Consider the following 25,053-nt stretch of genomic DNA (forward strand, 5'->3'; position numbering starts at 1 on the left):
ATACTTTTTTTTTTCCCCCCGCCCCCTTTACCGGGGTGGGGGGGGCTTAAACCCCCGGGGTAAAAAAAATGCTTTCCCATATATGTTTTGGGGGGCCCTACCGGAGTTGCAGGGGCCCCCGCTCACGTTCATCTTGCTCAGTGCTTGAACTCGCCTCGGTAGTACTCGAAGTTCCAGCCGGCGAGGGCCAGCAGGCCGAGCACGGCGGCGATGATGAGGAGCCACCAGGCGGCCATCGCCACGGCCAGGACCACCAGACCGAAGGTGAGGCCGGCCCACAGCGGCCACCAGGAGAACGGCGGGAAGAAGCCGTACTCCCCGGCGCCCTCGGCGATCTCGCCGTCCTCACGGTCCTCGGGACGCGGGTCCATCTTGATGGCGTGGAAGCCGAGGTAGACGGTGATCATCGCGAACAGCAGCGTGCACATCACCAGCGCCGAGGTGCCGGTCCAGTCGCCGCCCTCCTCGGAGGCCGCGGTGACGAGCCAGTAGGCCGGCGTGACCAGCACCATGAAGACGGTGCAGACAACGAAGATCCAGGCTTCAGACTTCATCGGGGTCAGCCTTCCTTGTTGGAGCTGGTGGAGGCGAGATCGTCCTCATCGTGCTCCAGCGCGGCGATCTCCGGGTGGTGGAGGTCGAAGGCCGGGGACTCCGAGCGGATCTTCGGGATGGAGACGAAGTTGTGGCGCGGCGCCGGGCAGGCGGTGGCCCACTCCAGCGAGCGACCCCAACCCCAGGGGTCATCCACCTCGACCTTGGGGGCGTTGCGGGAGATGTAGAGGTTGTAGAAGAAGGGCAGCATCGACAGGCTCAGCAGGAACGCGCCCACCGTCGAGAACTGGTTCAGGAAGGTGAACCCGTCGCTGGGCAGGTAGTCGGAGATGCGTCGCTGCATGCCCTCGACACCGAGCCAGTGCTGGACCAGGAAGGTCGCGTGGAAGCCGACGAACAGCAGCCAGAAGTGGACCTTGCCGAGGCGCTCGTCGAGCATCCGTCCGGTCATCTTCGGCCACCAGAAGTAGAAGCCGGCGAACATCGCGAACACGACGGTTCCGAAGACCACGTAGTGGAAGTGCGCGACCACGAAGTAGGAGTCGGAGACCTGGAAGTCGAGCGGCGGGCTCGCCAGGATGATGCCGGTCAGACCACCGAAGAGGAAGGTCGTCAGGAAGCCGATCGACCACAGCATCGGGGTGTCGAAGCTGACCGATCCGCCCCACATCGTGCCGATCCAGTTGAAGAACTTCACCCCTGTGGGCACCGCGATCAGGAAGGTCATGCCGGAGAAGAACGGCAGGTTGACCGCGCCGGTGACGAACATGTGGTGCGCCCACACCGCCACCGAGAGGATCGCGATGCCGAGGGTCGCGGCCACCAGACCGACGTAGCCGAAGATCGGCTTGCGGCTGAAGACCGGGAGGATCTCGGAGATGATGCCGAAGAACGGCAGCGCGATGATGTAGACCTCGGGGTGACCGAAGAACCAGAACAGGTGCTGCCACAGGATCGGGCCGCCATGAGCGGCGTCGAAGACGTGGGAGCCGAACTGGCGGTCGGACTCGAGCATCAGCAGCGCGGCGGCGAGGATCGGGAACGCGATCAGCGCGAGGAGCGCGGTCACCAGGGTGTTCCAGGTGAAGATCGGCATCCGGAACATGGTCATGCCCGGCGCCCGCATGCAGATGATCGTGGTGATGAAGTTGACCGAGCCGAGGATGGTGCCCAGACCGGCCATGTAGAGACCCATGATCCACAGGTCGCCACCGACACCCGGCGAGTACTGCGCACTGGACAGCGGCGTGTAGGCGAACCAGCCGAAGTCAGCCGCGCCGGTGGGGGTGAGGAAGCCGCTGGCTGCGATCAGGCTGCCGAAGAGGTAGAGCCAGTAGCTGAACATGTTGAGCCGCGGGAAGGCGACGTCAGGAGCGCCGATCTGCAGCGGCATGATGACGTTGGAGAAGCCGAAGAACAGCGGCGTCGCGAAGAGCAGCAGCATGATCGTGCCGTGCATCGTGAACAGCTGGTTGAACAGCTCGTCGTTGACGACCTGCTGTCCCGGGAAGGCCAGCTCCGAGCGCATCAGCAGCGCCATCAGGCCGCCGATCAGGAACCAGACGAACGACGTGACCAGGTACATCTTGCCGATCAGCTTGTGATCGGTGGTGGTCAGCAGCTGGTAGATCTGCGTTCCGAGCGGCTTGCGGCCCTCGGTGACCGGGCGCGCAGCGGTGGCGGTCACTCGCCCTCCTCCTCGTCAGTGGGGATGTCGTCGGCGGGGCGGGTGGACTTGCCACCACCGAGCAGCGGGCGCTCGGCCTCGAAGCCGTTCTGCGCCAGCGTGTCGACGTAGGACTTGTAGTCGCTCTCGGAGACGATCGCGACCTTGAAGATCATCCGGGCGTGGTAGACGCCGCAGAGCTCGTAGCAGGCCCCGCGGAACGTGGTGCCCTCGATGAGGTCCTCCGCGCTCGGGTCGAAGGTGGCCGTGGCCTCCTTCGTGGTGATCGAGTAGTGGTTCACCCGACCCGGGATGACGTCCATCTTCATGCCGAAGTCCGGGACACCGAAGTTGTGGATGACGTCGGCCGAGCGCAGGTTGAACCGCGTGGTGGTCTTCTCCGGGAGGACCAGCGTCGGGATGTGCGAGCCGGTGCCCACGACGTAGCCGTAGCTGTCGTAGGCGAACTCGTCGTCGACGAGGTTCTCGTCCGCGCTCACGTCGGGCTCACCGATGCCGTGGTTGAAGGTCCACTGCCACTGCTGGCCGGTCACCTCGATCACGTTGGTCGGGTTGCCGTCGTCCAGCATCTCGTTCTGGACCTTGACGGTGTGGTCGAAGAACACGATCACCATCAGCACCGGGGCGATCGTGTAGAAGATCTCCAACGGCAGGTTGTAACGCGTCTGGACCGGGACGTCGGCGTCGCTGCGGCGCCGGTAGCGCCAGATCGCCCAGAAGATGAGCCCCCAGGTCAGGACACCCGTGATCAACGCGGCGATCCATGCGCCCTGCCACAGGGCGAGGTTGTGATCCCCCTGCTCAGAACGTGGCTCGGGGAAGCCGAAACGCGCCGCCTCGTCCGAACAGCCACTCAGCAGGAGGGCGCCGGCCGTCAGCGTCGCCACCAGCGCACCACGTCGGGCGCGGGCGTGGGACGGATTCGTTCCGGCCCCTGGCAAGTGCAGACCCACTACGAGCCTCTCTCTCATGCGAACACTCAGATGTCGGCAGACTACCGCGAGCGCCTCCGGATTCATCTTCAGGGGTTCCTCATGTCGCGTATGGCTACCGTTGGGTTCTGTGACCGACCGCTTCACCTACCTCGACGCCGCCTCGGCCGAACCGCTCCATCCCGCCGCGCGGGAAGTGCTGCTCGCCGCGACGGATCAGGGGTACGCAGACCCCCGCCGCCTCCACCGGCCGGCCCGGAACGCCGGGCTGCTGCTCGCGAACGCCCGCGAGGTCGTCGCCGAGGCGCTCGGGGTGCGTCGAGATGAGGTGCTTTTCACATCCTCGGGGACCGCCGCCGTGCACGCGGGCCTGCTGGGGCTCGGGTCACGTGGCATAGGTCACAGCGCCGTCGAGCACCAGGCCGTCATCGACGCTGCCCGATGGGCGCAGCGCTCCCCCGTCACCGAGCTGGCCGTCGACGGCGAGGCCCGGGTCGAGGTCGCCGCCGTCCGGGACGCGGTGCGGACGGGAGACGTCGACGTGATCGCCGTCCAGCAGGCCAACCACGAGGTCGGCACGCTCCAGCCCCTCGACGAGGTCGCCTCCGCCGCCGGCCCGGCGTCCCTCTTCGTCGACGCCGGCGCCGCCATGGGCCGGCTACCGATGCCGTCGGTCGGAGACGCGATCGCCGGCTCCGCCCGCAAGTGGGGTGGCCCGGGTGGTGTGGGCGTGCTGGTCGTACGCCGGTCCGCCCGGTGGCGCTGGCCGTTCCCGGGCGATGAGTGGTCGCGCACGGATCAGGGGTTCACGAACATCCCCGGGGCCCTGGCGGCCGCGGCGGCGCTCCAGGCGGTCGTAGCCGAGCGCGAGGAGGTCAACGCCCGCCAGCACGAGCTGGTCGCGCTAGTCAGGGAAAGGGTCAGGACCGAGATCCCGGACGTGGACGTCGCCGGGCCCGCCGAGGGCCGGCTCCCCCACCTGGTGACCTTCTCGGCGCTGTACGTCGACGGCGAGGCGCTGGTGACCGCTCTGGACCGCATCGGCGCCGGTGTCGCCAGCGGCTCCGCCTGCACCTCCGACACCCGCGAACCCTCTCGCGTGCTTGCCGCCATGGGAGCGCTGACACACGGTAACGTTCGGCTATCGCTGACCCGCGACACGACGCGAGAGGATGTGGAGCGCGTGCTCGACGCACTGCCCGGGATCGTCAAGGACCTACGCGCGGAGGCCGGGCTGTGAGCGCGCCCTCAGTCATCCTCGACTGCCGCGGCCAGGCCTGCCCCCGGCCGATCATCGAGCTCGGCCGCCACCTCGGCGACGTCGAGGTCGGCGAGGTCATCGCCGTCGCGGCCGACGACGTGGCCGCCCACCACGACGTACCCGCCTGGGCCCGCATGCGCGGCCAGGAGTTCGTCGGCGAGGTGGCAGCAGAAGACGGCGTACCCGTCTATCGGATACGCCGTCTGACCTAAGAGGTCATGCGAGGGTCGATCTCGACCCGCAGTCGCGGCTTCGCAGGCTCAGCCGCGCGCTCGCTCGATCCCTTCGCGTTGCGACCCTGCTCGCCTCGCTCGCAGGGTCGCAGGCTCAGGCCTTGATGTGCGGGGCGATCTGGTCCGCGGCGGTGTCGCCGTAGGACTCACGGACCCGGGCGACGAACTCCTCGGCGGTGAAGGAGTACTCCTGCGGGCCGACGGTCTCGACGCAGTAGGCGGCCAGGACACAGCCGACCTCGGCGGCCTGCTCGAGCTCGCAGTCCCAGGCCAGCGCGGCCAGGAAGCCGGCCCGGAAGGCGTCGCCGACTCCGGTGGGCTCGACGGCGTTGACGTTCTTAGCGGCGGGCAGCTCGATCGCGTCCTCACCCTTGCGCTGGATGCGTACGCCGTCCTTGCCGAGCGTGGTGACCTGGGTGCCGACGCGGGCGAGGACCTCGTCGGCGGACCAGCCGGTCTTCTGCTGGAGGACGTGCGACTCGTACTCGTTGGTGAACAGGTAGGCGGCGCCGTCGACCAGCTCGCGGATGAGCTCACCGTCGCCGAAGGCGAGCTGCTGGCTCGGGTCGGAGATGAAGGTGTAGCCGCGCTGGCGAGCCTCCTGGGTGTGGCGCTTCATCGCGTCGGGGTCGTCGGGCGCGATCAGCACGAACGACGGCTCGCCGACCTTGTCGGCGATCGGGCCGAGCTCGATCTCGCGGGCCTCGGCCATCGCGCCCGGGTAGAAGCTGGCGAACTGCGCCATCGCGGTGTCGGTGGTGCACACGAACCGTGCGGTGTGCAGCGTCTCGGAGACGTGCAGGTGGTCGCAGTTGACGCCGTGGCGCTCGAGCCAGGAGCGGTAGTCGGCGAAGTCCTCGCCGACGGCGCCCACGAGCACCGGCGCCAGACCGAGGTTGGCCAGGCCGAAGGAGATGTTGGCGCCGACGCCGCCACGGCGGATCTCGAGGTCGTTGACCAGGAAGCTCACCGAGAGCTTGTCGAGCTGGTCGGCGACCAGCGAATCGGCGAACTTTCCACCGAAGCTCATCAGGTGGTCGGTGGCGATGGAGCCTGCGATCAGGAGTGAACCGGACATGCGCGGAACCCTACCGGCGAGACCTCGGGCGACGTTAAGGCTCGACCGTAGACAGCAGATGAAATATTACCGTTGAGTCGGCCTTCTTCTACCCGTTGGTAGTGCTTACCGTCGTTTGCATGACAGCCATGCGCGTTCCGTACGACGACCTCGACAGCCCCGCGCAGCTCTGCGCCGACTGCGCCGCCGCCGACAGCGCGCTGCGCCTGCCCGCGCCACGGGTGCGCGAAACGGCCCGCCCCGCGCCCGCCATGCGGATGCAGGCCCGCGAGCCGGGCGTCACCGCCATGCTCGAGGCCTGCGGCCATGTCGCCGACGGCCTCGCCCTGACCTGATGGTTTCGGCCTCCCGGAATGTGGGGGCCACCAAATACCAGCAGCCCCTGCCGCAAGGCAGGGGCTGCTGACGTATTCGCGTATCTGAGGTGTCCGGTGCGTGCGATGGCAAGGCGCGGGCGCGAAGGCGACCTTTGGGGCGAAGCCGGTCGTCGAAGCGCCCGCAACGCGGCCAGCGCGCGTGCCGGGCAGCTCAGATCAGTGGAAGGAGTCGCCGCAGGCGCATGATCCTGTGGCGTTGGGGTTGTCGATGGTGAACCCCTGCTTCTCGATGCTGTCCACGAAGTCGATCATGGCGCCGTTGAGGTAGGGAACGCTCATCCGGTCGACGACGACGGAGACACCGTCGAAGTCGGTGACGACGTCACCGTCGAGGGTGCGCTCGTCGAAGAAGAGCTGGTAGCGCAGGCCGGAGCAGCCACCGGGCTGCACGGAGATGCGCAGGCTCAGGTCGTCGCGGCCTTCCTGCTCCAGGAGGCTCTTCACCTTCGCGGCGGCAACGTCGCTCAGGTTGATGGAGTCGGCGCGGCGTTCGGTCGTCTGCTCGGTCATGTAGCTGGGCTCCCTGTGCGTGGGTGCGGGTGTGTCTTAAGGCTCAATCGTCGCACATCATCGGTTATTCCCGCTGGTCGGCGGACCAGGTCCGGGCCACCCTGGCAGCGACCTGGACCAAGGAGTCATACGCCTGGCCGAGCGCCTGCTCCTCGCCGACGATGTCGACGAGCGAGTAGGCGGCGTCGATGCCGAGCGTACGCATCTCCCGCCCGCTCATGCTGACCTTGCCCGCCAGCACGATGCAGGGCCGCAGCGCCTGCTCGGCCAGCCTTGCCACCCCGGCCGGCACCTTCCCGGCCGCGCTCTGCGGGTCGAAGGATCCCTCACCGGTGATCACCAGGTCGGTCCGAGAGGCCAGCTCGGGCAGCCCCAGCAGGTCGGCGACGACGTCGAACCCCGGACGCCGGGTGCCCCCGAGGAGCAGCAGCGCGAACCCGATCCCGCCGGCCGCCCCCGCGCCCTTCTCGGTCGCGGTCCTACGCGATGTGGCGGCGGCCAGGTCCTGGAGCACACCGTCCCAGCGGGGCATGGTCTCCTCCGCCAGCCCCTTCTGCTCGCCGTAGACCTTGATCGCGCCGAAGAGCCCGGTCAGCGGGTTGTCCACGTCGCTGGCGATCACGATCTCGAGGCCCAGCGGCTCGGGGAGCGTGACCTCGGTGATGCCCTCGAGCCCGGCGACACCGGAATCGAGCGGCCGGTCCGCGGTGGCGCCGAGCGCGGCGAGCAGCCCCGCTCCCCCGTCGCTGGTGCCCGAGCCGCCGAGGCCGACCACGACCGCGGTCGCGCCGGCGTCACGGGCGGAGAGGAGCAGCTGGCCCACTCCGTACGAGCTGGCCTGCTCGGCTCCCTTCCCGCCGGTCAGGTGCAGGCCGGCCGCCTGGGCCGACTCGACGTAGGCGGTCTCGCCGTCGACCAGCACCTGAGCGGTGACCGGCTCACCGTGCGGGCCCCTGACCTCGACCTCGTGGAGGTCACCGCCGAGTACCTCGTGCAGCAGCTCGAGGAAGCCCGGTCCGCCGTCCGCCATCGGCGCGAGCGAGAGCTCGTCGCGGGGCGCCGTACGCCGCCAGCCCTCCGCGATCGCGGCGGCCGCTTGGGCGGCGGTGAGCGTGCCTGCGTACTTGTCAGGGGCGATCAGCACTCGCATGGCCGAAACCTACCCGCGCACGGAAGCACCAGGTGCTCCACCTGGCGCTTTCGGTCTCGTAACCATTCCGCATGCGTCGCGTTAAGGTCGTTTCGTGCGGATCTTCGGGCGGCGCGGGGCCGGCGACTCAGAGACCAGGCGGATCAATGGCTTCTGGACCTGGTGGGCCCAGAAGGGAGCTCTGGGCTGCGGTGCGGCGCTCGACGCCGACGACCAGGACGCTCTCGTCGCGCTGCTGGCCAGACGGATCGACGCGATCGAGGCGGGCCTGAGCTGGGAGGTCGGCCCGGGACCCTTGGGTGGCCGGCTGCTGGTCATCTCGGCGGGCGGCAACCCGGACCATCGTGCGCTGGCACGCCGCTGGCTGCTCGCCGCCCCCGAGCCCGACGGCGTCTCGCCCTGGGAGTTCAGCGACCAGCGTCCGCCCGTCGACGATCCGGTCGAGGCGGTGCTCACCACCCCGGGCGGCGCCGCGATCCGGCTGGCCGACGTGCTCGTCACCGCCCGGCAGAACGGCGCTCATTTCGACCTCACCCTCTTCCACCCGGCTTTCCCCGACCTCGCCGACGACGCCCGGCTCCAGGTCGCCTTCCACGCCCTCGACACCACACTGGGCGAGTCCAGCACGGAGCTGTGGATCGGCGAGGTCGATACCACCACCGCCCGACCCCGCGACGGCATCGGCCTCGACGGGCTGAGCGTCGCCGTACGCAATCTCCGCAAGGAGTACGTCGACCCCGACGGCAACCCGGCCTGGGTGCTGCTCCACGGGGAGAGCCCGCAGGGGCCGGTGATCGCGAGCGCGGTCGTGCCCCTGCACCCGGTCACCGCCCCCAACCTGACCCATCACGTCGGCGTGATGGTCCCCTACATCGGCTTCGGCGAGCGGGGTCTCCCCTCGGCCGACGCCCTGCGCGAGCTCGGCCAGCTCGAAGACCGGCTCGCCTCTACCCTCGGCCCCGACGGCCGCGTCGTGGCGCACGAGACCACCAATGGCGTACGCCTTCTCCACGCCTACGTCGACCCCACCACCTCGGCCCCGCAACGGCTCGAGGAGACGGTCGACGGCTGGGTCCACGGCGACGTCGTCACCCGGGTCGACACCGACCCGGCGTGGGATGCCGTACGCCCCCTGCGGGCTTGATCCGTACCACCATGTGACCCATGCCACGAGGGAGCCGAGCCCTCGACATGTATTATCGTCATCATGACGACTGTCGACCTCCCGCTGCTCCCCCTGGGGCGTGGCACCGACCTGAACTCCGAGCGTGGCGTCGAGTGCCCCGGCGATCTGCCGGCCGCCTCCGACCCCGACCTGGTCAAGCGCGCGCTCGCCGCCAAGGAGAAGCTGGGCGGACGCGTGTTCGTCCTGGGACACCACTACCAGCGCGACGAGGTCATCCAGTTCGCCGACGTGACCGGGGACTCCTTCAAGCTCGCGCGCGACGCCGCCGCCCGTCCGGACGCGGAGTACATCGTCTTCTGCGGCGTGCACTTCATGGCCGAGTCGGCCGACATCCTCACCTCGCCCGCGCAGGCGGTCATCCTCCCCGACCTCGCGGCCGGGTGCTCGATGGCCGACATGGCGCGGCTGGGCCAGGTCGAGAAGGCATGGGAGGCGCTCTCGGAGGCGGGCGTGGCCGAGCAGGTCGTGCCGGTGACGTACATGAACTCCTCCGCCGACATCAAGGCGTTCTGCGGGCGCCACGACGGCGTCGTGTGCACCTCCTCCAACGCGCAGGCCGTGCTGGAGTGGGCCTTCGACCAGAAGCCTGAATCCGATGGGGGCGCAAAGGTCCTCTTCTTCCCCGACCAGCACCTCGGCCGCAACACCGCCGTGCTCAAGCTCGGTATGTCGCTGGGCGACTGCGTGGTCTGGGACCCGCTCAAGCCCGGCGGCGGCCTCAGCGCCGAGGAGCTGCGGGCGGCGAAGGTGATCCTGTGGAAGGGCCACTGCTCGGTCCACGGCCGCTTCTCCCCCGACACCATCGACGACCTGCGCGCCGAGATCCCGGGTGTGCAGATCCTGGTCCACCCCGAATGCCAGCACGAGGTCGTCCTCAAGGCCGACCTGGTCGGCTCGACCGAGTTCATCATCTCGACCATCGAGGCCGCTCCTGCTGGGTCGGCCTGGGCGATCGGCACCGAGCTCAACCTGGTCAAGCGCCTCGCCAACGCCCACCCGGACAAGCGGATCGTCTTCCTCGACCGCACCGTCTGCTACTGCTCGACGATGAACCGCATCGACCTCCCCCACCTCGTCTGGGCCCTCGAGTCCCTCGCCGAGGGACAGGTCGTCAACCGCATCGACGTCGACCCCGACACCGAGCGCTACGCCAAGCTCGCCCTCCAGCGCATGCTCGACCTCCCGGGGCTGAGCTCGACTCAGGCTCAAGACGACTGACCTGTCCGCCCCGGCGCCGAGAGGGCGCCGGGTCAGGTGTCGTTGAGCCAGGCCAGGACGGCGAGCACGCGACGGTTGTCGTCGCTCGCCTGGGGCAGGTCGAGCTTGGTGAAGATCGAGCTGATGTGCTTGCCGACCGCCTTCTCGGTGACGAAGAGCCGGGCGGCGATGGCGGCGTTGGAGCGCCCCTCGGCGATCAGTGTCATCACCTCGCGCTCCCGCTCGGTGAGCCGGTCGAGCGGGCGTTCCCGCCGGGTGAGGAGCGCCGCGACGACCTCCGGGTCGAGGACCGTCCCGCCGCCTGCGACCTGGTGCACCGCCCCGAGGAAGGCGTCGACGTCGGCGACACGGTCCTTGAGCAGGTAGCCGACCGCGCCCTCTCCCCCGGCGAGCAGGTCGCGCGCGTAGAGCGGCTCGACGTACTGGCTCAGCACCAGCACCGGAAACCCTGACCGCGCCTGTCGGACCTCGATCGCCGCGGTGATGCCCTCGGTGGTGAACGACGGCGGGAGACGTACGTCGACCACCGCCGCGTCCACGTCCGGCCGGACCAGGGCCCGAGCCAGGGCAGGCGCGTTGTCGACGGCCTCGACGACCTCGATCCCGCCCGCTTCGAGGATCCGGGTGAGGCCGACGCGCAGCAGCGCCTGGTCCTCGCCCAGAACCACCCTCAGATCCGGCAAGGCACCTCCAGGGTGATCAGGGTCGGGCCGCCGGAGGGGCTGTCGACCTCGACGGTGCCGTCGAAGGCGGCCAGTCGGGTCGCGACCCCGGCGAGCCCGTGTCCGGTCGCGTCTGCACCGCCGCGGCCGTTGTCACCCACCACGATCCGCAGCCGCTGCCCGTTGTGGCTGCCGCGTACGAACGCCCGGTCCGCGCCGGAGTGCTTGACCGCGTTGGCCAGGCACTCGGCCGCCGCGAAGTAGGCCGCCGACTCGACCGGGTCGGGCAGCCGCCCGGGCAGCTCGATGGCGACGGTGACCGGCAGCGGCAGTCCGGCGGTGAGGGCCTGGACGGCTCCCACGAGGCCACGGTCGGCGAGCACGGGCGGCAGGATGCCGCGTACGACTCCGCGCAGATCCTCCAGCGCGGACACCGTGGTCTCGCGGGCCTCGCGCAGCAGCGCCGCGGCGGCGTCGGGGTCGGTCGCCATCAGCTTCTCGGCCAGCCCGACACTCATCCCGACGGCGGCGATCCTGGCCTGGGCACCGTCGTGGAGGTCACGCTCGATGCGACGCAGCTCGGCCGCCGAGTGGTCCAGCGTCTCGGCACGGGTCGACTCGACCTTCTCCACCCTGGCGGCCAGCGCGGCGACGTGCCCCTGACCGAAGATGCCACGCTCGGCCAGCGCCCGCGCCCGGACCAGGCCCGGGGTCGTCACCCACCACACCAGCAGCAGTGGGCCGGTGAGCACGAGCAGCAGCCAGACCACCCAGGTGATGCCGCCGAACGCCAGGATCAGCCAGGTCAGCGGCACCGTCAGGAACGCCGTGGGCAGCAACGAGAGCACGAAGCCCCCGGTCGCCGAGAAGCAGCAGAAGGCGAAGTCGCGCCAGCGCGCCTTCTCCCGAAGCCATCGGAACGGCCGGCTCAGGACCGGCCGCGCGCTCAGATCCGCGTACGTCTCCGGGATGGTCTCCCCGAGGAGCATCCCGCTCACCCGGCGATGCACTCCAGCGACGGCCTGGGTGGCCGGCACCGCACCCAGCGCGATCCCGATGCCGACCCCGAACACCAGCCCGAGCGGGATCGAGAGCACGGTCAAGATCACCAGCACCAGGGCGGGCGCCATCATCAGTGCATAGCCCAACGACAGTCCGGTCAGCCGGAGCCGCTCGACGAGCGCCTGCCCGCTGAACGGCTCCGGTCGCACGGTCCGGATCGGTGCATCCCACTCGGTCATCAGGAGTGAGTGTGACATCAGCGGGCGCCGGACGTCGTGCGTAATGCCCGGCTCGTCGCACCGGCTGCGGAGGCCAGCGTCAGCGCCACGGCACCGGCGATCAGCAAGGGCGGCAGCCAGAGCTGCGCGTCGGGAACCAGACCCTCACCCCGGACGTAGGCGAACGGGACGATCGTCGCCTGGGCGGCGAGCAGACCGACGACGGTGCCGACCGCGGCGACCACGCCGGCCTCCGCGAGGATGGAGCCGCGTACCTGACCGGGAGTGGCGCCGAGCAACCGCAGCCGGTGCAGCTCCAGGCGCCGGTCGGCGAGGAGTGCGGCGAAGGCGTTGACGACCATGATCGCCGCGAACGCGCAGATCATCGCGGTGACGACGTTGTTGAGCAGGTTGGCCGTCTCGAAGCCCGCGGCGAACTCCGGGGGCAGACCGGCGGGCAGCGTTCGCTCGTCGATCCCGACCAGCATCAAGATGCTGACCGCGGCCGCGGAGAGCACCATCACCGGAGCGAGGACCCCCGCAAGCAGATGGGACCTCCGCGAGGTGTTGTACGCCGCCAGGTGACCGCTCGTGCCGCCCAGCAGGGGCCGCAACACCCAGCTGCCCGCCCGCAGCAGTAGCGGTGCCAGCGCGGCGAGACCCACTGCGACCAGAAGGCCGAGGGAGCCGGTCATCGCCATCGCTTCAGACGGGTCGGCGGCGTCCTTGCCCGTGGCCATGGTCGTCGCGCCCATGGTCGCGGCGAAGCCGACAGCGACCACGGCCACCACCCAGCGCCACCAGGCGATCCGGCTGGTGCCCGCCCTGGCTTCGGAGAGGGCGACCGTCGCCGGTCCCCGGGAGGCACGCGACCCGGCGATGCCGGCGGCGGCCAGGGAGACGAGCAGGAGCAGGACGACGGTTGCGGCGAGCGCGACCCAGCCGCCCGAGTGGGCGACCTGCTCGCTGACGACACCACCGGACTGCAGCAGGTCGAGGAGCGCTCGGCTGGTCAGGCTGGCCACGACGGCCCCGAGGACGGCGGCCACGAGCGCTACCACGAGCGTCTCGGCTCGCACCAGGGCGCGTACCTGACGGGGCTCGGCGCCGACGGTGCGCAGCAGTCCGATCTCGACCTCGCGCTGCCGGACGGTGATCCCAACGGTGGAGACGATCGAGAAGAGCGCGATGACGGTGCCCCAGGCTCCGACCACGGCGCCGAGGATGAGCAGGGTCTCCCGCTCGGCGCTCGGCGTGCCGGAGTCGAGCGCGACCTGGATGAACGGCGTGAACGAGCCCATCACCGCCGTGCCCAGCAGGATCGCGACGAAGGTCGCGGTCATGGCGGTGGCGCGGTGGCGCAGCGAGCGCAGTGCCAGGGCCAACATCACACCATCTCCCGCTCGGTCCGGGCGGTGAGCTCGTCGAGATGTGCCATCTGGCCCGCGACGGCCTCGGCGGCGGGGTTGTCCATCCGCCCGACGGCGCGGCCGTCGACGAGGAAGACCACGCTGTCCGCGTACGCAGCGGCGACGGGGTCGTGGGTCACCATCACCACGGTCGCGCCGACCTCGCGGACGAGGCTGCGGAGCAGGGCGAGCACCGAGGCGGCCGTGTGGGAGTCGAGGGCCCCGGTGGGCTCGTCGGCGAGGACGATGTCAGGACCGGTCACCAGCGCCCGGGCGATCGCCACCCGCTGCTGCTGGCCGCCGGAGAGCTGTGCCGGCAGGTGGCCGGTGCGATCGCCCAGGCCGACGCGGTCGAGCAGCTCGCGGATCCGGCGGCGGGCCGCCGCGTCGATCCGGCCGCCGGCCAGCCGCAGCGGCAGCGCGACGTTCTGCTCGGCGGTGAGGTAGGGCAGCAGGTGGAAGCCCTGGAAGACGAACCCGATCCGCTCGCGGCGCAGCCTGGTCCGGCGTGCCTCGGTCAGCTCGGTGACGTCCTGGCCGGCGATGACGACCCGGCCGCCCGTCGGCTGCTCCAGCGCTCCGGCGCAGGTCAGGAAGGTGGACTTGCCGGAGCCGGAGGGCCCCATCACGGCGGTGAACGTGCCCGGCGCGCAGGCCAGGTCGAGTCCGTCGAGCGCGGTCACGGCGGCCGCGCCGGTGCCGTAGGTCCTGGTGAGGCCGGTGACCTCGAGGGCGGGTGTGGTCATGGGTGGCTCCTGCGGTTTCGGGTGGCTGATGTCACCCTTCGACGCTAAGGAACCCGCCGCTCACCCACGATGGGCTCAAGGAGCCGAACCGGGTAGGGAAAACCCCACCTCAACCCTGCGACGAGCGCGGAAGGCGTACGGCGATCGTGGTTTCGCCCGGGGCGCTGGCGAGGGTCACGGTGCCGCCGTGGGAGGTGACGATGGCATGGACGAGGGCGAGCCCGAGGCCGGCACCGCCGTCGCGCTGACGGGCCTCGTCGGCGCGGGTGAAGCGCTCGAAGGCGTGCGGAACCAGGGCCGGGGGGAAGCCCGGGCCGTCGTCGTGGACGTCGAAGCCGTCGGGACGTACGCGGACCGTGACCGTGGTGCCGGCGGGCGTGTGCCTCCGCTCGTTGGTGAGCAGGTTGCTGATCGCCTGGTGGAGGCGCTGGGCGTCGCCGGTGACGATCACCTCGGCCTCACCTGAGTCGGCGTCGGCCGGTAGCTCGAGCCGCCAGGTGTGCGAAGGGGCGACGACGCGGGCGTCGTCGACGGCCTCCAGGAGCAGCCGGGTCAGGTCGACCGAGTCACGGGCGAGCGGGCGGCCCTGGTCGAGGCGCGCGAGCAGGAGCAGGTCCTCGACCAGCGCGGTCATCCGCAGCGACTCCTCCTCGACCTTGCTCAGCGCTGTCGGGACCGCCTCGGGCCGCTGCTGCGCCAGCTCGGTGTAGCCGCGGATCGTGGTCAGCGGGGTGCGCAGCTCGTGGGAGGCGTCGGCGACGAACTGGCGCACCTGCTGCTCGCTGCGGTGACGCTCGGCCAGCGAGGTCTCGACGTGGTCGAGCAGCGAGTTGAGCGCGGCCCCGACCTGGCCGACCTCGGTGTCCTCGTCGGTGAGCCGCTCGGGCACCCGCTCGGTCACCGAGACCTCGCCGGAAGAGAGCGGAAGGGCGGCGACGGTGTGCGCGGTGGCGGCGACCTCGCGCAGCGGGCTGAGCTGGCGGCGTACGACGACATAGCCGACGCCGGCGGCGGCCAGGACACCCAGCAGGGTCAGCAGAGCCTCCCAGAAGATCAGGCTCTCGATCGTGTTGTCGACCTCGTCGGTCGAACGGCCGGTGACGACCACCGTCTGCCCGAGGGTGGGGTTGAAGACGGACTGGGCGATCACTCGGTAGGTGCCACGGTCGGGCAGCTCGACGTCGTGGGGGCGCGCGTCGACGCGTACGTCCGCCATCAGCTCCAGGTCAGCGGCGCTGAGCGACTCCATCTGGTTGGGGTCGAAGTCGCCGAGGTTGCCCTGCGGCTCACCGTTCTCGGGGAACGCCGCGAAGACGGAGTCCGGTCCGGTGTTGAAGTCGCTGGGCCGGCCCGGGCTGGCGACACCACGAGCCATGTCGCGTACGTCTCGGTCGAGCCGATCCATCAACGTCTCGCGCAGCGCGATCGTGGCGAAGGTGGCGATCAGGAGCGAGACGACCAGCACCAGGGAGACCGCGGTGATGACCAGGCGCGAGCTCAGCGGCGCGACCAGTCGCCTCAGCTGCACGCTCACTCAGCGGCCTTCAGCACATAGCCGGCGCCGCGCATCGTGTGGATCATCGGCTCACGGCCGGCGTCGATCTTCTTGCGCAGGTAGGAGATGTAGAGCTCGACGACGTTGGCCTGGCCGCCGAAGTCGTAGGACCAGACCCGGTCGAGGATCTGGGCCTTGGACAGCACCCGGCGGGGGTTGCGCATCAGGAAGCGGAGCAGCTCGAACTCGGTCGCGGTGAGCGTGATCTCCTCCCCGTCACGGTGCACCTCGCGCGAGTCCTCGTCCATCGTCAGGTCGCCGACGCGGATCACCGAGTGCTCCTCGACCCGGGTCGCGCCGGCCCGCCGCATCAGCCCCCGCAGCCGCGCGACGAGCTCTTCGAGCGAGAACGGCTTGGTCACGTAGTCATCACCACCCGCGGTCAGCCCGGCGACCCGGTCCTCGACCGCGTCCTTGGCGGTGAGGAAGAGGACGGGTACGGCCGGGTTGGTCGACCGCACCCGGCGCAGGACCTCGAGCCCGTCGAAGTCGGGGAGCATCCAGTCGAGCACGATCGCGTCGGGCGTGAAGTCGCGGGCGGCACTGACCGCCTTGATGCCGGTGTGTGCCGCTGCCACCTCCCAACCCTCGTAGCGCAGCGCCATCATGATCAGCTCGGCGATGTTGACCTCGTCGTCCACGACGAGAACACGAAGGGGCGACCCGTCGAGACGGGTCATGTCGGAGGCGGCAGCGGTCATGTCACTCATACTGCACCGCGAGGCTGTGTGAATCCTGTGTAGGTCCTGTGCGCGTCATCTGGACGGCGGACCACCACCGGCGGGGAAACCGCCTCCACCTCCGGAGAACCCTCCCGACCCGCCCCCGGTGCTGAAGGCGCCGCCATCGCTGTCGGAGGAGTCCGTGGTCGGCAGCGGAGTGGAGAGGTCAGCCAGCACGATCTCATCGCCCGCGTCGATCCCTTCGGTCACCTCGACCGTGGTCCTGCCGGTCAGGCCGGTGGTGACGCGTACACTCTCGGGGTTCCCGTCCTTGTCGAGCACGGTCACGGATCCGTTGGAGACGGCCGAAGCCGGAACGGTGAGTACGTCCTCGGCGGATCCAAGGACGACCTCCACCGTCGCGGTGTTGCCGGCGAGCAGGTCCAGACCCTCCTCGTCGAGCGTCACGGTCACCGAGAACGTGGTGCTGCCCGAGGACGTGTCCGGTACCTTGCCGAGCAGGGTGACCTTGCCGCGCAGATCCTTGTCGACACCGGCCGGCGAGACCGTGGCCGTCTGCCCCACCTGCAGCTTGCTCAGCTGTGCGCTCGTGACCTCGAGCTCGACGCTCGTCAGGCCCTCGGCGATCACGGTGACCGCGGCGGCGCCGGCACTCACCGAGGACCCTTCGGTCACATCCACAGCAGCGACCGTGACGTCCGCAGGCGCCTTGATCACGGCGGCGGCCAACGCTGCCTTGGCGTCGATGACGTCGACCTTGGCCCGGTCGATCTCGGCCTGGTCCTGGGCGATCGTCGCCGCCGTGACCGACTGGCCGGCGCCGCCCATGGCGCCCCCGGAGCCGCTCTCCGAGCTGCCCTGGCCCGTCATGCCCTCCGGCTGTCTGCCCGTGCCGCTCTGACCTTCGGCGCCGCCTCCGGTGCCGCCGGGCATCGCCCCGCCGGAGCCGCCCGGGGATCCACCCGCGGTTCCACCTTGGCCACCCTCGGGGGTTCCTCCGGTGCCTCCGCCCGAGGACCCTCCGCCTGATGACCCTCCGCCTGATGACCCTGCGCCTGATGACCCTGCGGCGGAGGCCGAGGCGAGCAGGGCGTCGAGATCATCGATCGCGGTGTCGAGCGTCCCCTTCGCGCCCGAGAGCGCCTCCTTGGCGCGGCCGACGGCCTCCTGCGCGGAGTTGAGCTGACCGATCGCATCCTGCACGCTGCCCTTGGCCGAGCCCTGGGCAGCGAGTGCGTCGTTCAGGTTGCTGGTGCACTTCTCCGAGGAACCTTCGTCGGTCGAGGTGCAGCTGGCCTTGGCATCGTTCAGCGCCTGGGCGAGGGCTCCACCGTCGTCGAGCGCGCCGCCACCCGAGACGAGCGCGGTGAGCTTGTCGATGGCGGCGGACAGGTCAGCCTGCGCGCCGTCGAGCTCGCCCCCCGCCGTGGAGACCGCGGTCTGGGCGTCGGTGACCTCGGTCTGCAGCGCCTTGATCCCCGCGACGACGTCGCCGTCGCTGACCGCCGTCACGGTGCCTGAGGTGCCGGTGAAGACGGCTGCGATCACATCGCCCGGCGAGTCGGACGTCGTAGTGCTCGACTCGGTGGCCGTGCTCGAGGAGGAGGAGCCGGACGCCTGGGCCTCCTTGTCGGACTCCAGCTGTGCCTTGGCCGAGGCGAGGGAAGCCTTGGCCGTCTTGAGGCTCTGCTTCAGCGAGGTCGTGTCGAGCTTGGCCAGGACCTTGCCCTTCTTGACCGTGGCGCCCTCCTCGACGACCGAGGCCACGGTGCCGCTGGTACCGAAGCTGAGATCGGCGCGGCCGTTGGGCGCGACCGTCCCGGTGAGCGAGAGGGTCTGCTCGACGTCGCCGGTCGAGGCCGCCGCGAGACGGTAGCCGTCGGTGGCGTCCGTCGAGGCGGCGTACGCCACGTAGCCGCAGCCGGCGAGGACGGCCAGGGTCGCCACTCCGGAGGTGGCTCTGACCCAGCGCGCAGCCGGCCTTCTCACGACGACGCTCCGTCCTGCGAGCCGCCGCCGCCCGGGAACCCACCACGTCCGAAGCCGGTGGAGCACTCGCCGTCGACCGCGTCGGAGACCTCGATCCTCTCGGCGCTCACCGCGCCGGTGTCGTCCGCGGTGCCGCTGGCCGTGACGCAGCGGCCGATGGCCAGTGCCGAGGCGTCGGCCGTCGTGGTCGTCGTCACCGTGGTCTCACCGGTCGTGGTCACGGTCACCGTCGCGGTCTCGGGCTCAGCACCCTCCTCGGCCTGCGGATCGAAGCCCGTCGCAGCGACCGTGATCGTGTCGCCGGAGACGGCGGTGACCTCACCCGACGTACCGAACCCGCCACCGCCTCCCGGGCCACCTGAGGGCATCCCGCCCTGCGGCGCGCCCGAGGGCATCTCCCCCTCGGGCATGCCGGACGGCATCCCGCCCTCGGGCATCCCTGAGGGACGGCCGCCGCCGAAGCCACCCTGGCATGATCCGTCGGTCTTCTCCGTGACGCGGATCGAGCCCGCGGTCACCGCGGTGTCGGAGCTCTCCGAGCCGTCGGCCGGGGTGACCATCACGCACACGCCGGCCTTGACGTCGGAGAGACTCCCGGCGACCTGCTGGGTGATCGCGGTCTTGTCGGTGTAGGTCACGGCGGTCTGGCTGTCGCTGCCCTGCACCTGGATGGTGGAGCCGTCAGCCGCGGCGATCTTGCCGCTGGCCCCGGGCATGCCGCCGCGCTGGCCGCCGCCCTGTTGGCCGGCCCCCCGGCTGTCGTCCGCGGGAGCGTCTCGAGCCGTGTCGTCGGAGCCGCAGGCGGTGAACATGAACAGCCCGCCCACGGCGATGGCTGCCAAACAGATGCGCTTCACAAGAGTTCCTTAGTACGTCGAGATGGGTGCGTCACTCGCTGCGGAGTGCGTCGATCGGGGTCAGGCGAGCGGCACGGGTCGCGGGGTAGACCCCGAAGCCGATGCCGAGCGCGAGCGAGGTGGCCAAGGCGGCCGCGGTGGCGACCGGGGAGAGCGAGACCGGCTGGTCGATCAGGTCCGGCAGGCCCCAGGCGCCGAGGGAGGCGATGATGATGCCGACCACGCCACCTGCCAGTCCGAGCAGGGACGCCTCGACCAGAAACTGGTTGCGGATCACCGAAGGGGTGGCGCCGAGGGCCTTGCGCAGCCCGATCTCCCGGATCCGCTCGGTGACGGAGACGAGCATGATGTTCATGACGCCGATGCCGCCGACGAGCAGCGAGATCGCAGCGATGCCACCGAGCAGGACCGTGAGGGTCTCGTTGGTGGCGTTGGCGGTCTCGACCAACGAGTCCTGCGACAAGATCGTGAAGTCGGCATCGGCCGCACTCACGTCGTGCAGGTTGAGCAGCAGCGCGTTGATCTCCTGGTACGCGGCCGAGAGACCATCCTCCGAGGAGGCCTCCACGTAGATCGTCGAGACGCTCGAGCTGGAGGACCCGGTCAAGGCCTTCGCAGTGCTGATCGGGGTGACCGCGGTGTCGTCCTCGGTCGAACCCGACGAGGAGGATCCGCTCGAGGCGAGCACGCCGATCACCGTCAGCTGGGTGCCGCCGACGCTCACGCTCTGCCCGACCGGGTTGGTCGGTCCGCTGAACAGCTCCGAGGCGGTGTCGGACCCGAGCACGACCACCTTCGCGCCCTGAGAGACCTCCTGGGAGGTGAAGAAGCGTCCCGAGGAGAGGTCCCGCTGGCGTACGTCGGGCCACGAGGTCGTGGCGCCGACGAGCGAGGTGGTCCAGTTCGTCGTGCTGGTGTCGAGCTGGGCGTTGGAGGAGGTCACCGGCGCCACCCCCTTCACGTCCGGGGCGGCCTCGTCGTCCGCGATGGCGTCGGCGTCCTGGAGGGTCAGCGTGGACGCCGACCCGAACCCGCCGCGTATCCCGGACGAGTCGGTCGACGAGCCGGGCGAGATGATCAGCAGATTGCTGCCTAGTGCGCTGATCTGCGACTTCACCTGGTCCTGGGCGCCTTGGCCCAGCCCGACGGTGAGGATGACCGAGGCGATGCCGATCACGATGCCGAGCATGGTCAGCAACGACCGCAGCCGGTGGGAGCGGACCGCGTCCCACGCTGTGCGGAAGGTCTCCGCCCAGCTCATTCCGGTCGGTGTCCGCCCGGCGCCCGCGGTGTCGCGTCGTCGTCCCACGGTCCTCATCGCGCGCCCACCAGGTCGTCGGCCGTGATCAGGCCGTCGCGGATGGTCAGGTTCCGGCTCGCCCGGGCCGCGACGTCGTGCTCATGGGTGATCAGCACGATCGTGCGGCCGCTGTCGTGAAGCTCGTCGAGAAGCCCGAGCACAGCCGTGGTCGAGCCGGAGTCGAGGTTGCCGGTGGGCTCGTCAGCCAGGATGATGTCCGGCTCGGTGACCAGGGCCCGAGCCACCGCGACGCGCTGCTGCTGGCCACCGGAGAGCTCACCGGGCCGGTTGTCGACCCGGTCGCCGAGGCCGACCCTCGTCAGTGCCCCGACGGCGCGCTCGTGCCGCTCGGCCCTGCCCATGCCGGCGTACACCAGCGGTAGCTCGACGTTGCGCCACGCCGCCAGGCTCGGCAGCAGGTTGAACTGCTGGAACACGAAGCCGATCCGGCGGTTGCGGACATGGGCGAGCTCGGTCTCCGACATCGTCGAGACGTCCTCGCCGCCGAGGTGGTAGCTCCCCTGCGTCGGTACGTCGAGGCAGCCGAGGATGTTCATCAGCGTCGACTTTCCCGACCCCGATGGGCCGACCACGGCGACGTACTCTCCCGCGGTGATGCGCATGTCGACGCCGCGCAGAGCCTCGAACTCGATCGAACCGGAATGGTAGGTCTTGCGTACGCCCTCCAGCGACACCACCGCGTCGGTGGTCTCGGAGATCACGTCGAGCGTGCTCACTGGCCACCGCCGCCCGGGAAGCCACCGCCACCACCGGGGAAGCCGCCGCCACCCTGGAAGCCCTCGGGGAGCTCTCCGCCACCCGGAAGGCCGCCCTGGCCACCTTGACCGCCCTCGCCTCCGCCACCGCTGCCACGGCCGGCGGGCCTGGTGAACCCCTGCATCTCGACGCTGTCGCCGTCCTCGAGGCCCTTGGTGATCTCGGTCGTCGCGCCGTACACCTCGCCGATCGTCACCTCGGTCTTGACGGCCTTTCCGTCGACGACCTTGTCGACGTACGTCTTGTCGCTCTCGGTCCGGATGGCGGCGCTGTTGACGGTGAGCACGTTCTCCCGCTGCTCGACCGTGATCGCGGCGGTGACGCTGGTGCCGGGATAGACGTCCTCGACCTCGCCGGTGACCGCGATCGTCACCGGGAAGACCGCGGCACCGGTCGAGCTGGACTCGGCCACCTTCCCGACCGTGGAGACCGTGCCGTAGATGTCCTCCTCGGCCCCGTTGAGGGTGAGGGTGGCCTGGAGACCCTTCTTCACCTCCGAAGCGTCGTCGGCGCTGACGGTCGCCTCGACCACGAACGTGTCGGTGGAGACGACCGTGACGGTGCCGCTCGAGTCGCCGGAGCTGGAGTCGCTCGAGGAGTCCGATCCCGATCCGGTGCCTCCGGGCATGGCGCCGCCTCCGGCACCGCTGTCGCCCGACCCGGAGCTGCTGCTGGAGGATGAGGAGGAGCCGACGGTGTCGCCGACCTCGATGTCGAACGCCGTCACGGTGCCGGAGATCGTCGAGCGCAGAACGGCGTCCTCCACCGCCTCGCGGGCGCTGTCCAGATCGGCCTCGGCGGAGACCACGGCGGCCTCGTCGGAGGCGAGCTGTACGTCGGAGGCACCCGCGTCCTGGTCGGTCTCGTACTGTTCCTCGGCCGCGGTCAGCGCGGACTTCGCCGCGGTGCGGGCCGCGATCAAGGACTCGTCGTCGACCTCGGCGAGCGCCTGACCCTTCTTGACGACGTCGCCCTCGGCGACGCGCACCTTCGTCACGGTGCCCGAGACCTCGAAGGTCAGGTCGGCGGACTCGGCCGCCTCGACGGTGCCGCTGGCGGATACCGTCTGCTTCACGGTTCCCGAGGACGCCTGCACCGTCATCGTCTGGGACTGCGTGGTGTCCTTGCGGGCGAGCGCCCAGGCGCCCGCTCCACCACCACCGACCATCACTGCCGCCACTCCGGCGGCGAGGAGGATCCGGGCCGTACGCCCCAGCCTTCGCCACCGCTCCGTGAGTCTCTTGCGCACCACGCTGCCTCTCTCCTACGCCCCGCGGCGGGGCGCCGGAGGGTGACGAGAGGACTGTCGTGTGCGTGGCTATGCGGGAGGTCGGCTCCGGCTGTGGGGAGCCTATGAATCGGGCGCGTCGCCGACCCGGCGGGCGGTGTGGACCATCAGGTCCGCGCGCACCTCGACCTGCTCAGGGAGGACCGCGGCCAGGTCGACGAAGAGTGCGGAACGGTCGGCGGTCGAGAGGATCCGGATCGCGGAGATGGTGTCGAGGTGGCGCAGGTAGTCCGCACGAGCGAGGGTGAACCGGCGCGGCACCTCCCGCTGGCGCACGTCGCTCAGCCGGCTATCGGCCAGCATCTCGTCCCCGGGGAACAGCATCGGCGCGTCAGCCGCGGACGGCGGCGGCAGGTGGCGTCCCTCAGGGGCGTACGCCGCGATCATCTCGTCCTCTATGGCCGCGACCTCGTCGTCGGCCAGCACGAACGGGCCGCCGAAGAAGGCCACCGCTCCCCCGTCGCGGACCAGGGCGGTGGCGAGGTCCCACCGCGTCGCCGGTGCCGTCCAGTGCCAGGAGGCGGCGGCGTAGAGGAGGTCAAACGGCTCGTACGCCGCCGGGTCGAGCTCCTCCAGCGCAGCACGCACCGCCGTCACCGGCAGGCCGGCGCACTCGCGCCGGAGCACGCCGAGCATGTGAGGGTCGGGGTCGGTGGCGACCACCTCGAGCCCGGCGGCCGCGAACATCCGGGTCGCCTTCCCGGTGCCGGCGCCGATCTCGATCGCCCGTCGCACCGGGCCGTCGGCGACATCGCTCACCAGCGCGACCAGGTCGTCGGGGTAGCCGGGGCGGAATCGCTCGTAGTCCTCCGCGACCGCCCCGAAGCTCCGTGCCCGTTCGAGCCCAGCCTCGGAGCCGGTCACAGCCCGGGAGCTCCCCAGACGGCGAGCCAGCGGGAGAGGTCCTTCTCGACCGGCAGATCACCCTCGATCGCGGTGCGGACGTTGATCTCGAGCAGGTTGTCGCGCTGCTGCGGGCCGGTCGGGGCGAAGGGGTAGAAGGTGCCCTGCTTGTAGAGGTAGATCAGGCCGACGCTGCGCCCGCCGGCGTCCGTGCTGCTGTCACGGAAGGCGATCAGCGAGCACAGCAGACCTGGGCCGAAGCCGTTCATCTCCAGGGTGGTGTTGACCGCGTGCAGGTCGGTGACCAGACCGGTGATGTCGGGATCGGCCGGGTCCAGCGGCTCGTGGTCGACGCTGAGCCAGGTGAAACCGAACTCGTCGACGCTCGTGGTCACCGTCGGCGCGCCCTCGGAGGCACCGAGCAGCTCGACGATGTCGCTCTGCGTGGCGGCGAACCCGGCACCGGCCGCGGCCCGGTAGCAGACCGCTCCGTCGCCGGTCGGGACCAGCCCGAGCGAGGTCTGCATGGTGAGTGCGGCGGTCGGCACCGCGAACAGTGCGTCGAGGTTGGCCTGCTTCGGTCGCGTACGACCCGTGATGACATCCCAGAAGCCCACGTCGCCGACCCTACTGGGTCGGGCGGCCGAGCTCGGCCTCGATCCGAGCGAGCTGCTCCAGGCGCTGCTCCAGCGAGGGGTGCGTCGAGGTGAGCGTACGCAGCGACTGGCCGCTGATCGCCGGCGCGATGAAGAACGCGTTCATCGCCTGCGACGACCGCAGGTCGCGGCTCGGGATCGCGGAGATCTCACCGGTGATCTTCTGCAGCGCGCTGGCCAGGGCGCCCGGCTTCATGGTCAGCTGCGCGCCGGCCCGGTCGGCGGCCAGCTCGCGATAGCGCGACAGCATCCGCAGCAGCAGCCAGGAGACGGCGTAGACCGCCAGCGAGACCAGCAGCACCACCAGCCACACCGGGAGACCGTTGTTGTTGTCGCGGCGGCCACCACCTGCGTACGCACCGTACTGGGAGCCGCGGCTCAGCATCCCGGCCACGATGCCTGCCGAGGAGGCGACCGTCATCACCAGCACGTCGCGGTGGGCGACGTGGGAGAGCTCGTGGGCGAGCACGCCCTCCAGCTCCTCGGCGGTCAGGCGCTGCATGATGCCGGTGGTCACCACGACCGCGGACCGCTTCGGCGAGCGGCCGGTGGCGAAGGCGTTGGGCATGTCGGTGTGCGCGATCCCGACCCGCGGCTTCGGCATGTCGGCCAGCGCGCACAGCCGGTCGATCATCGCGTGCAGCTCGGGAGCCTCCTGGGCCGACACCTCGCGCGCGCCCATGGCGCGCATCGCGAGGGTGTCGGAGGCGTACCACTGCCACCAGGCGATGCCGAGCCCGACGATGCCGATGATCGGCGCCCACTGCGCGGGCATGACGAACATCAGCGCCACGATGAGCCCGACGAACAGCGCGCCGAGCAGGAACATCACCGTGGTCATCCGGATGGTCAGCCCGGCATCACCCTGGAAGCGTGACATG

25 protein-coding genes are annotated in these 25,053 nt (G+C 70.3%); 5 read left to right on the forward strand and 20 right to left on the reverse strand.

The genetic code is table 11. The features are described 5' to 3' along the window. Window positions 1-137 precede the first annotated feature (137 nt). The 3 genes from ACFWQC_RS03585 to ACFWQC_RS03595 are packed head-to-tail and all read right to left on the reverse strand — an operon-like array spanning window position 138 to window position 3,129. Window positions 138-554: a cytochrome c oxidase subunit 4 gene (locus ACFWQC_RS03585; protein ID WP_378673184.1), complete on the reverse strand. Its 417-nt coding sequence runs from the start codon at window positions 552-554 to the stop codon at window positions 138-140. Window positions 555-559: 5 nt separating this feature from the next. After that, complete coding sequence (gene ctaD / locus ACFWQC_RS03590; protein ID WP_378673187.1) at window positions 560-2,242, reverse strand: cytochrome c oxidase subunit I; 1,683 nt, start codon at window positions 2,240-2,242, stop codon at window positions 560-562. Next, complete coding sequence (locus tag ACFWQC_RS03595; protein ID WP_355017972.1) at window positions 2,239-3,129, reverse strand: cytochrome c oxidase subunit II; 891 nt, start codon at window positions 3,127-3,129, stop codon at window positions 2,239-2,241. The genes ctaD and ACFWQC_RS03595 overlap by 4 nt, the downstream gene beginning before the upstream one ends. Window positions 3,130-3,304: 175 nt before the next feature. On the opposite strand from ACFWQC_RS03595, the gene ACFWQC_RS03600 reads away from it, so the two are divergent. Together ACFWQC_RS03600 and ACFWQC_RS03605 are read left to right on the forward strand one after the other, a co-directional pair. Beyond that, a complete protein-coding gene (locus tag ACFWQC_RS03600; RefSeq protein WP_378673189.1) occupies window positions 3,305-4,414 on the forward strand; it encodes a cysteine desulfurase family protein in 1,110 nt (369 codons plus the stop codon). Then, window positions 4,411-4,647 carry a sulfurtransferase TusA family protein gene (locus ACFWQC_RS03605; RefSeq protein WP_378673191.1) on the forward strand — a complete coding sequence of 79 codons (237 nt, stop codon included), beginning with the start codon at window positions 4,411-4,413 and terminating at the stop codon, window positions 4,645-4,647. The genes ACFWQC_RS03600 and ACFWQC_RS03605 overlap by 4 nt, the downstream gene beginning before the upstream one ends. 115 nt (window positions 4,648-4,762) lie before the next feature. Here ACFWQC_RS03605 and ACFWQC_RS03610 read toward each other — a convergent pair whose 3' ends face one another. After that, a complete protein-coding gene (locus ACFWQC_RS03610; RefSeq protein ID WP_350843680.1) occupies window positions 4,763-5,746 on the reverse strand; it encodes a carbohydrate kinase family protein in 984 nt (327 codons plus the stop codon). 119 nt (window positions 5,747-5,865) lie between these two features. Between ACFWQC_RS03610 and ACFWQC_RS03615 the strand changes: the two genes are divergently transcribed. Next, the gene (locus tag ACFWQC_RS03615; RefSeq protein ID WP_378673195.1) at window positions 5,866-6,081 is read left to right on the forward strand and encodes a hypothetical protein; all 216 of its coding nucleotides are present in this window, start codon (window positions 5,866-5,868) and stop codon (window positions 6,079-6,081) included. Window positions 6,082-6,279: 198 nt separating this feature from the next. Here the strand turns inward: ACFWQC_RS03615 and erpA are convergent, their stop codons facing one another. Next, on the reverse strand, window positions 6,280-6,633 hold the full coding sequence (gene erpA / locus ACFWQC_RS03620) for an iron-sulfur cluster insertion protein ErpA (protein ID WP_008363173.1): 354 nt from the start codon (window positions 6,631-6,633) through the stop codon (window positions 6,280-6,282). Window positions 6,634-6,697: 64 nt separating this feature from the next. Then, window positions 6,698-7,783, reverse strand: a complete 1,086-nt coding sequence (locus tag ACFWQC_RS03625; RefSeq protein ID WP_378673200.1) for a glycerate kinase — start codon at window positions 7,781-7,783, stop codon at window positions 6,698-6,700. Between the two features lie 94 nt (window positions 7,784-7,877). On the opposite strand from ACFWQC_RS03625, the gene ACFWQC_RS03630 reads away from it, so the two are divergent. Next, complete coding sequence (locus tag ACFWQC_RS03630) at window positions 7,878-8,927, forward strand: DUF695 domain-containing protein (RefSeq protein ID WP_378673203.1); 1,050 nt, start codon at window positions 7,878-7,880, stop codon at window positions 8,925-8,927. Between the two features lie 63 nt (window positions 8,928-8,990). After that, complete coding sequence (gene nadA / locus ACFWQC_RS03635; protein WP_378673206.1) at window positions 8,991-10,187, forward strand: quinolinate synthase NadA; 1,197 nt, start codon at window positions 8,991-8,993, stop codon at window positions 10,185-10,187. Window positions 10,188-10,219: 32 nt separating this feature from the next. On the opposite strand, the gene ACFWQC_RS03640 is transcribed toward nadA, so the two are convergent. From ACFWQC_RS03640 to htpX, 14 genes are all read right to left on the reverse strand, one after another. Further along, the gene (locus tag ACFWQC_RS03640) at window positions 10,220-10,861 is read right to left on the reverse strand and encodes a LuxR C-terminal-related transcriptional regulator (protein ID WP_378673762.1); all 642 of its coding nucleotides are present in this window, start codon (window positions 10,859-10,861) and stop codon (window positions 10,220-10,222) included. Next, window positions 10,858-12,090: a histidine kinase gene (locus tag ACFWQC_RS03645; protein WP_378673209.1), complete on the reverse strand. Its 1,233-nt coding sequence runs from the start codon at window positions 12,088-12,090 to the stop codon at window positions 10,858-10,860. The genes ACFWQC_RS03640 and ACFWQC_RS03645 overlap by 4 nt, the downstream gene beginning before the upstream one ends. A gap of 17 nt (window positions 12,091-12,107) precedes the next feature. Beyond that, window positions 12,108-13,457: an FtsX-like permease family protein gene (locus tag ACFWQC_RS03650; protein WP_378673212.1), complete on the reverse strand. Its 1,350-nt coding sequence runs from the start codon at window positions 13,455-13,457 to the stop codon at window positions 12,108-12,110. Further along, complete coding sequence (locus tag ACFWQC_RS03655) at window positions 13,457-14,224, reverse strand: ABC transporter ATP-binding protein (protein ID WP_378673215.1); 768 nt, start codon at window positions 14,222-14,224, stop codon at window positions 13,457-13,459. Before ACFWQC_RS03655 ends, ACFWQC_RS03650 begins: the two co-directional genes overlap by 1 nt. 109 nt (window positions 14,225-14,333) lie before the next feature. Further along, window positions 14,334-15,758: a sensor histidine kinase gene (locus tag ACFWQC_RS03660; protein WP_378673218.1), complete on the reverse strand. Its 1,425-nt coding sequence runs from the start codon at window positions 15,756-15,758 to the stop codon at window positions 14,334-14,336. Then, on the reverse strand, window positions 15,755-16,489 hold the full coding sequence (locus ACFWQC_RS03665) for a response regulator transcription factor (RefSeq protein WP_378673221.1): 735 nt from the start codon (window positions 16,487-16,489) through the stop codon (window positions 15,755-15,757). The genes ACFWQC_RS03660 and ACFWQC_RS03665 overlap by 4 nt, the downstream gene beginning before the upstream one ends. A gap of 45 nt (window positions 16,490-16,534) precedes the next feature. Next, window positions 16,535-18,451 carry an HlyD family efflux transporter periplasmic adaptor subunit gene (locus ACFWQC_RS03670; RefSeq protein ID WP_378673224.1) on the reverse strand — a complete coding sequence of 639 codons (1,917 nt, stop codon included), beginning with the start codon at window positions 18,449-18,451 and terminating at the stop codon, window positions 16,535-16,537. After that, window positions 18,448-19,308 carry a DUF5666 domain-containing protein gene (locus ACFWQC_RS03675; RefSeq protein ID WP_378673227.1) on the reverse strand — a complete coding sequence of 287 codons (861 nt, stop codon included), beginning with the start codon at window positions 19,306-19,308 and terminating at the stop codon, window positions 18,448-18,450. Before ACFWQC_RS03675 ends, ACFWQC_RS03670 begins: the two co-directional genes overlap by 4 nt. 31 nt (window positions 19,309-19,339) lie before the next feature. Then, a complete protein-coding gene (locus ACFWQC_RS03680) occupies window positions 19,340-20,617 on the reverse strand; it encodes an ABC transporter permease (RefSeq protein WP_378673230.1) in 1,278 nt (425 codons plus the stop codon). A 5-nt stretch (window positions 20,618-20,622) separates the two neighbouring features. Next, complete coding sequence (locus tag ACFWQC_RS03685) at window positions 20,623-21,345, reverse strand: ABC transporter ATP-binding protein (protein WP_378673233.1); 723 nt, start codon at window positions 21,343-21,345, stop codon at window positions 20,623-20,625. Next, window positions 21,342-22,634 carry an efflux RND transporter periplasmic adaptor subunit gene (locus ACFWQC_RS03690; RefSeq protein ID WP_378673236.1) on the reverse strand — a complete coding sequence of 431 codons (1,293 nt, stop codon included), beginning with the start codon at window positions 22,632-22,634 and terminating at the stop codon, window positions 21,342-21,344. The genes ACFWQC_RS03685 and ACFWQC_RS03690 overlap by 4 nt, the downstream gene beginning before the upstream one ends. 102 nt (window positions 22,635-22,736) lie before the next feature. Next, window positions 22,737-23,537 carry a class I SAM-dependent methyltransferase gene (locus ACFWQC_RS03695; protein ID WP_378673239.1) on the reverse strand — a complete coding sequence of 267 codons (801 nt, stop codon included), beginning with the start codon at window positions 23,535-23,537 and terminating at the stop codon, window positions 22,737-22,739. Continuing rightward, complete coding sequence (locus tag ACFWQC_RS03700) at window positions 23,534-24,133, reverse strand: hypothetical protein (RefSeq protein WP_378673242.1); 600 nt, start codon at window positions 24,131-24,133, stop codon at window positions 23,534-23,536. The genes ACFWQC_RS03695 and ACFWQC_RS03700 overlap by 4 nt, the downstream gene beginning before the upstream one ends. Window positions 24,134-24,143: 10 nt before the next feature. Next, window positions 24,144-25,052, reverse strand: a complete 909-nt coding sequence (gene htpX, locus ACFWQC_RS03705) for a zinc metalloprotease HtpX (RefSeq protein WP_378673245.1) — start codon at window positions 25,050-25,052, stop codon at window positions 24,144-24,146. Between the last annotated feature and the right edge of the window lies 1 nt (window position 25,053).

Origin of the sequence: Nocardioides sp. NPDC058538 (assembly GCF_042719275.1) — a bacterium.
Classification (GTDB): domain Bacteria; phylum Actinomycetota; class Actinomycetes; order Propionibacteriales; family Nocardioidaceae; genus Nocardioides.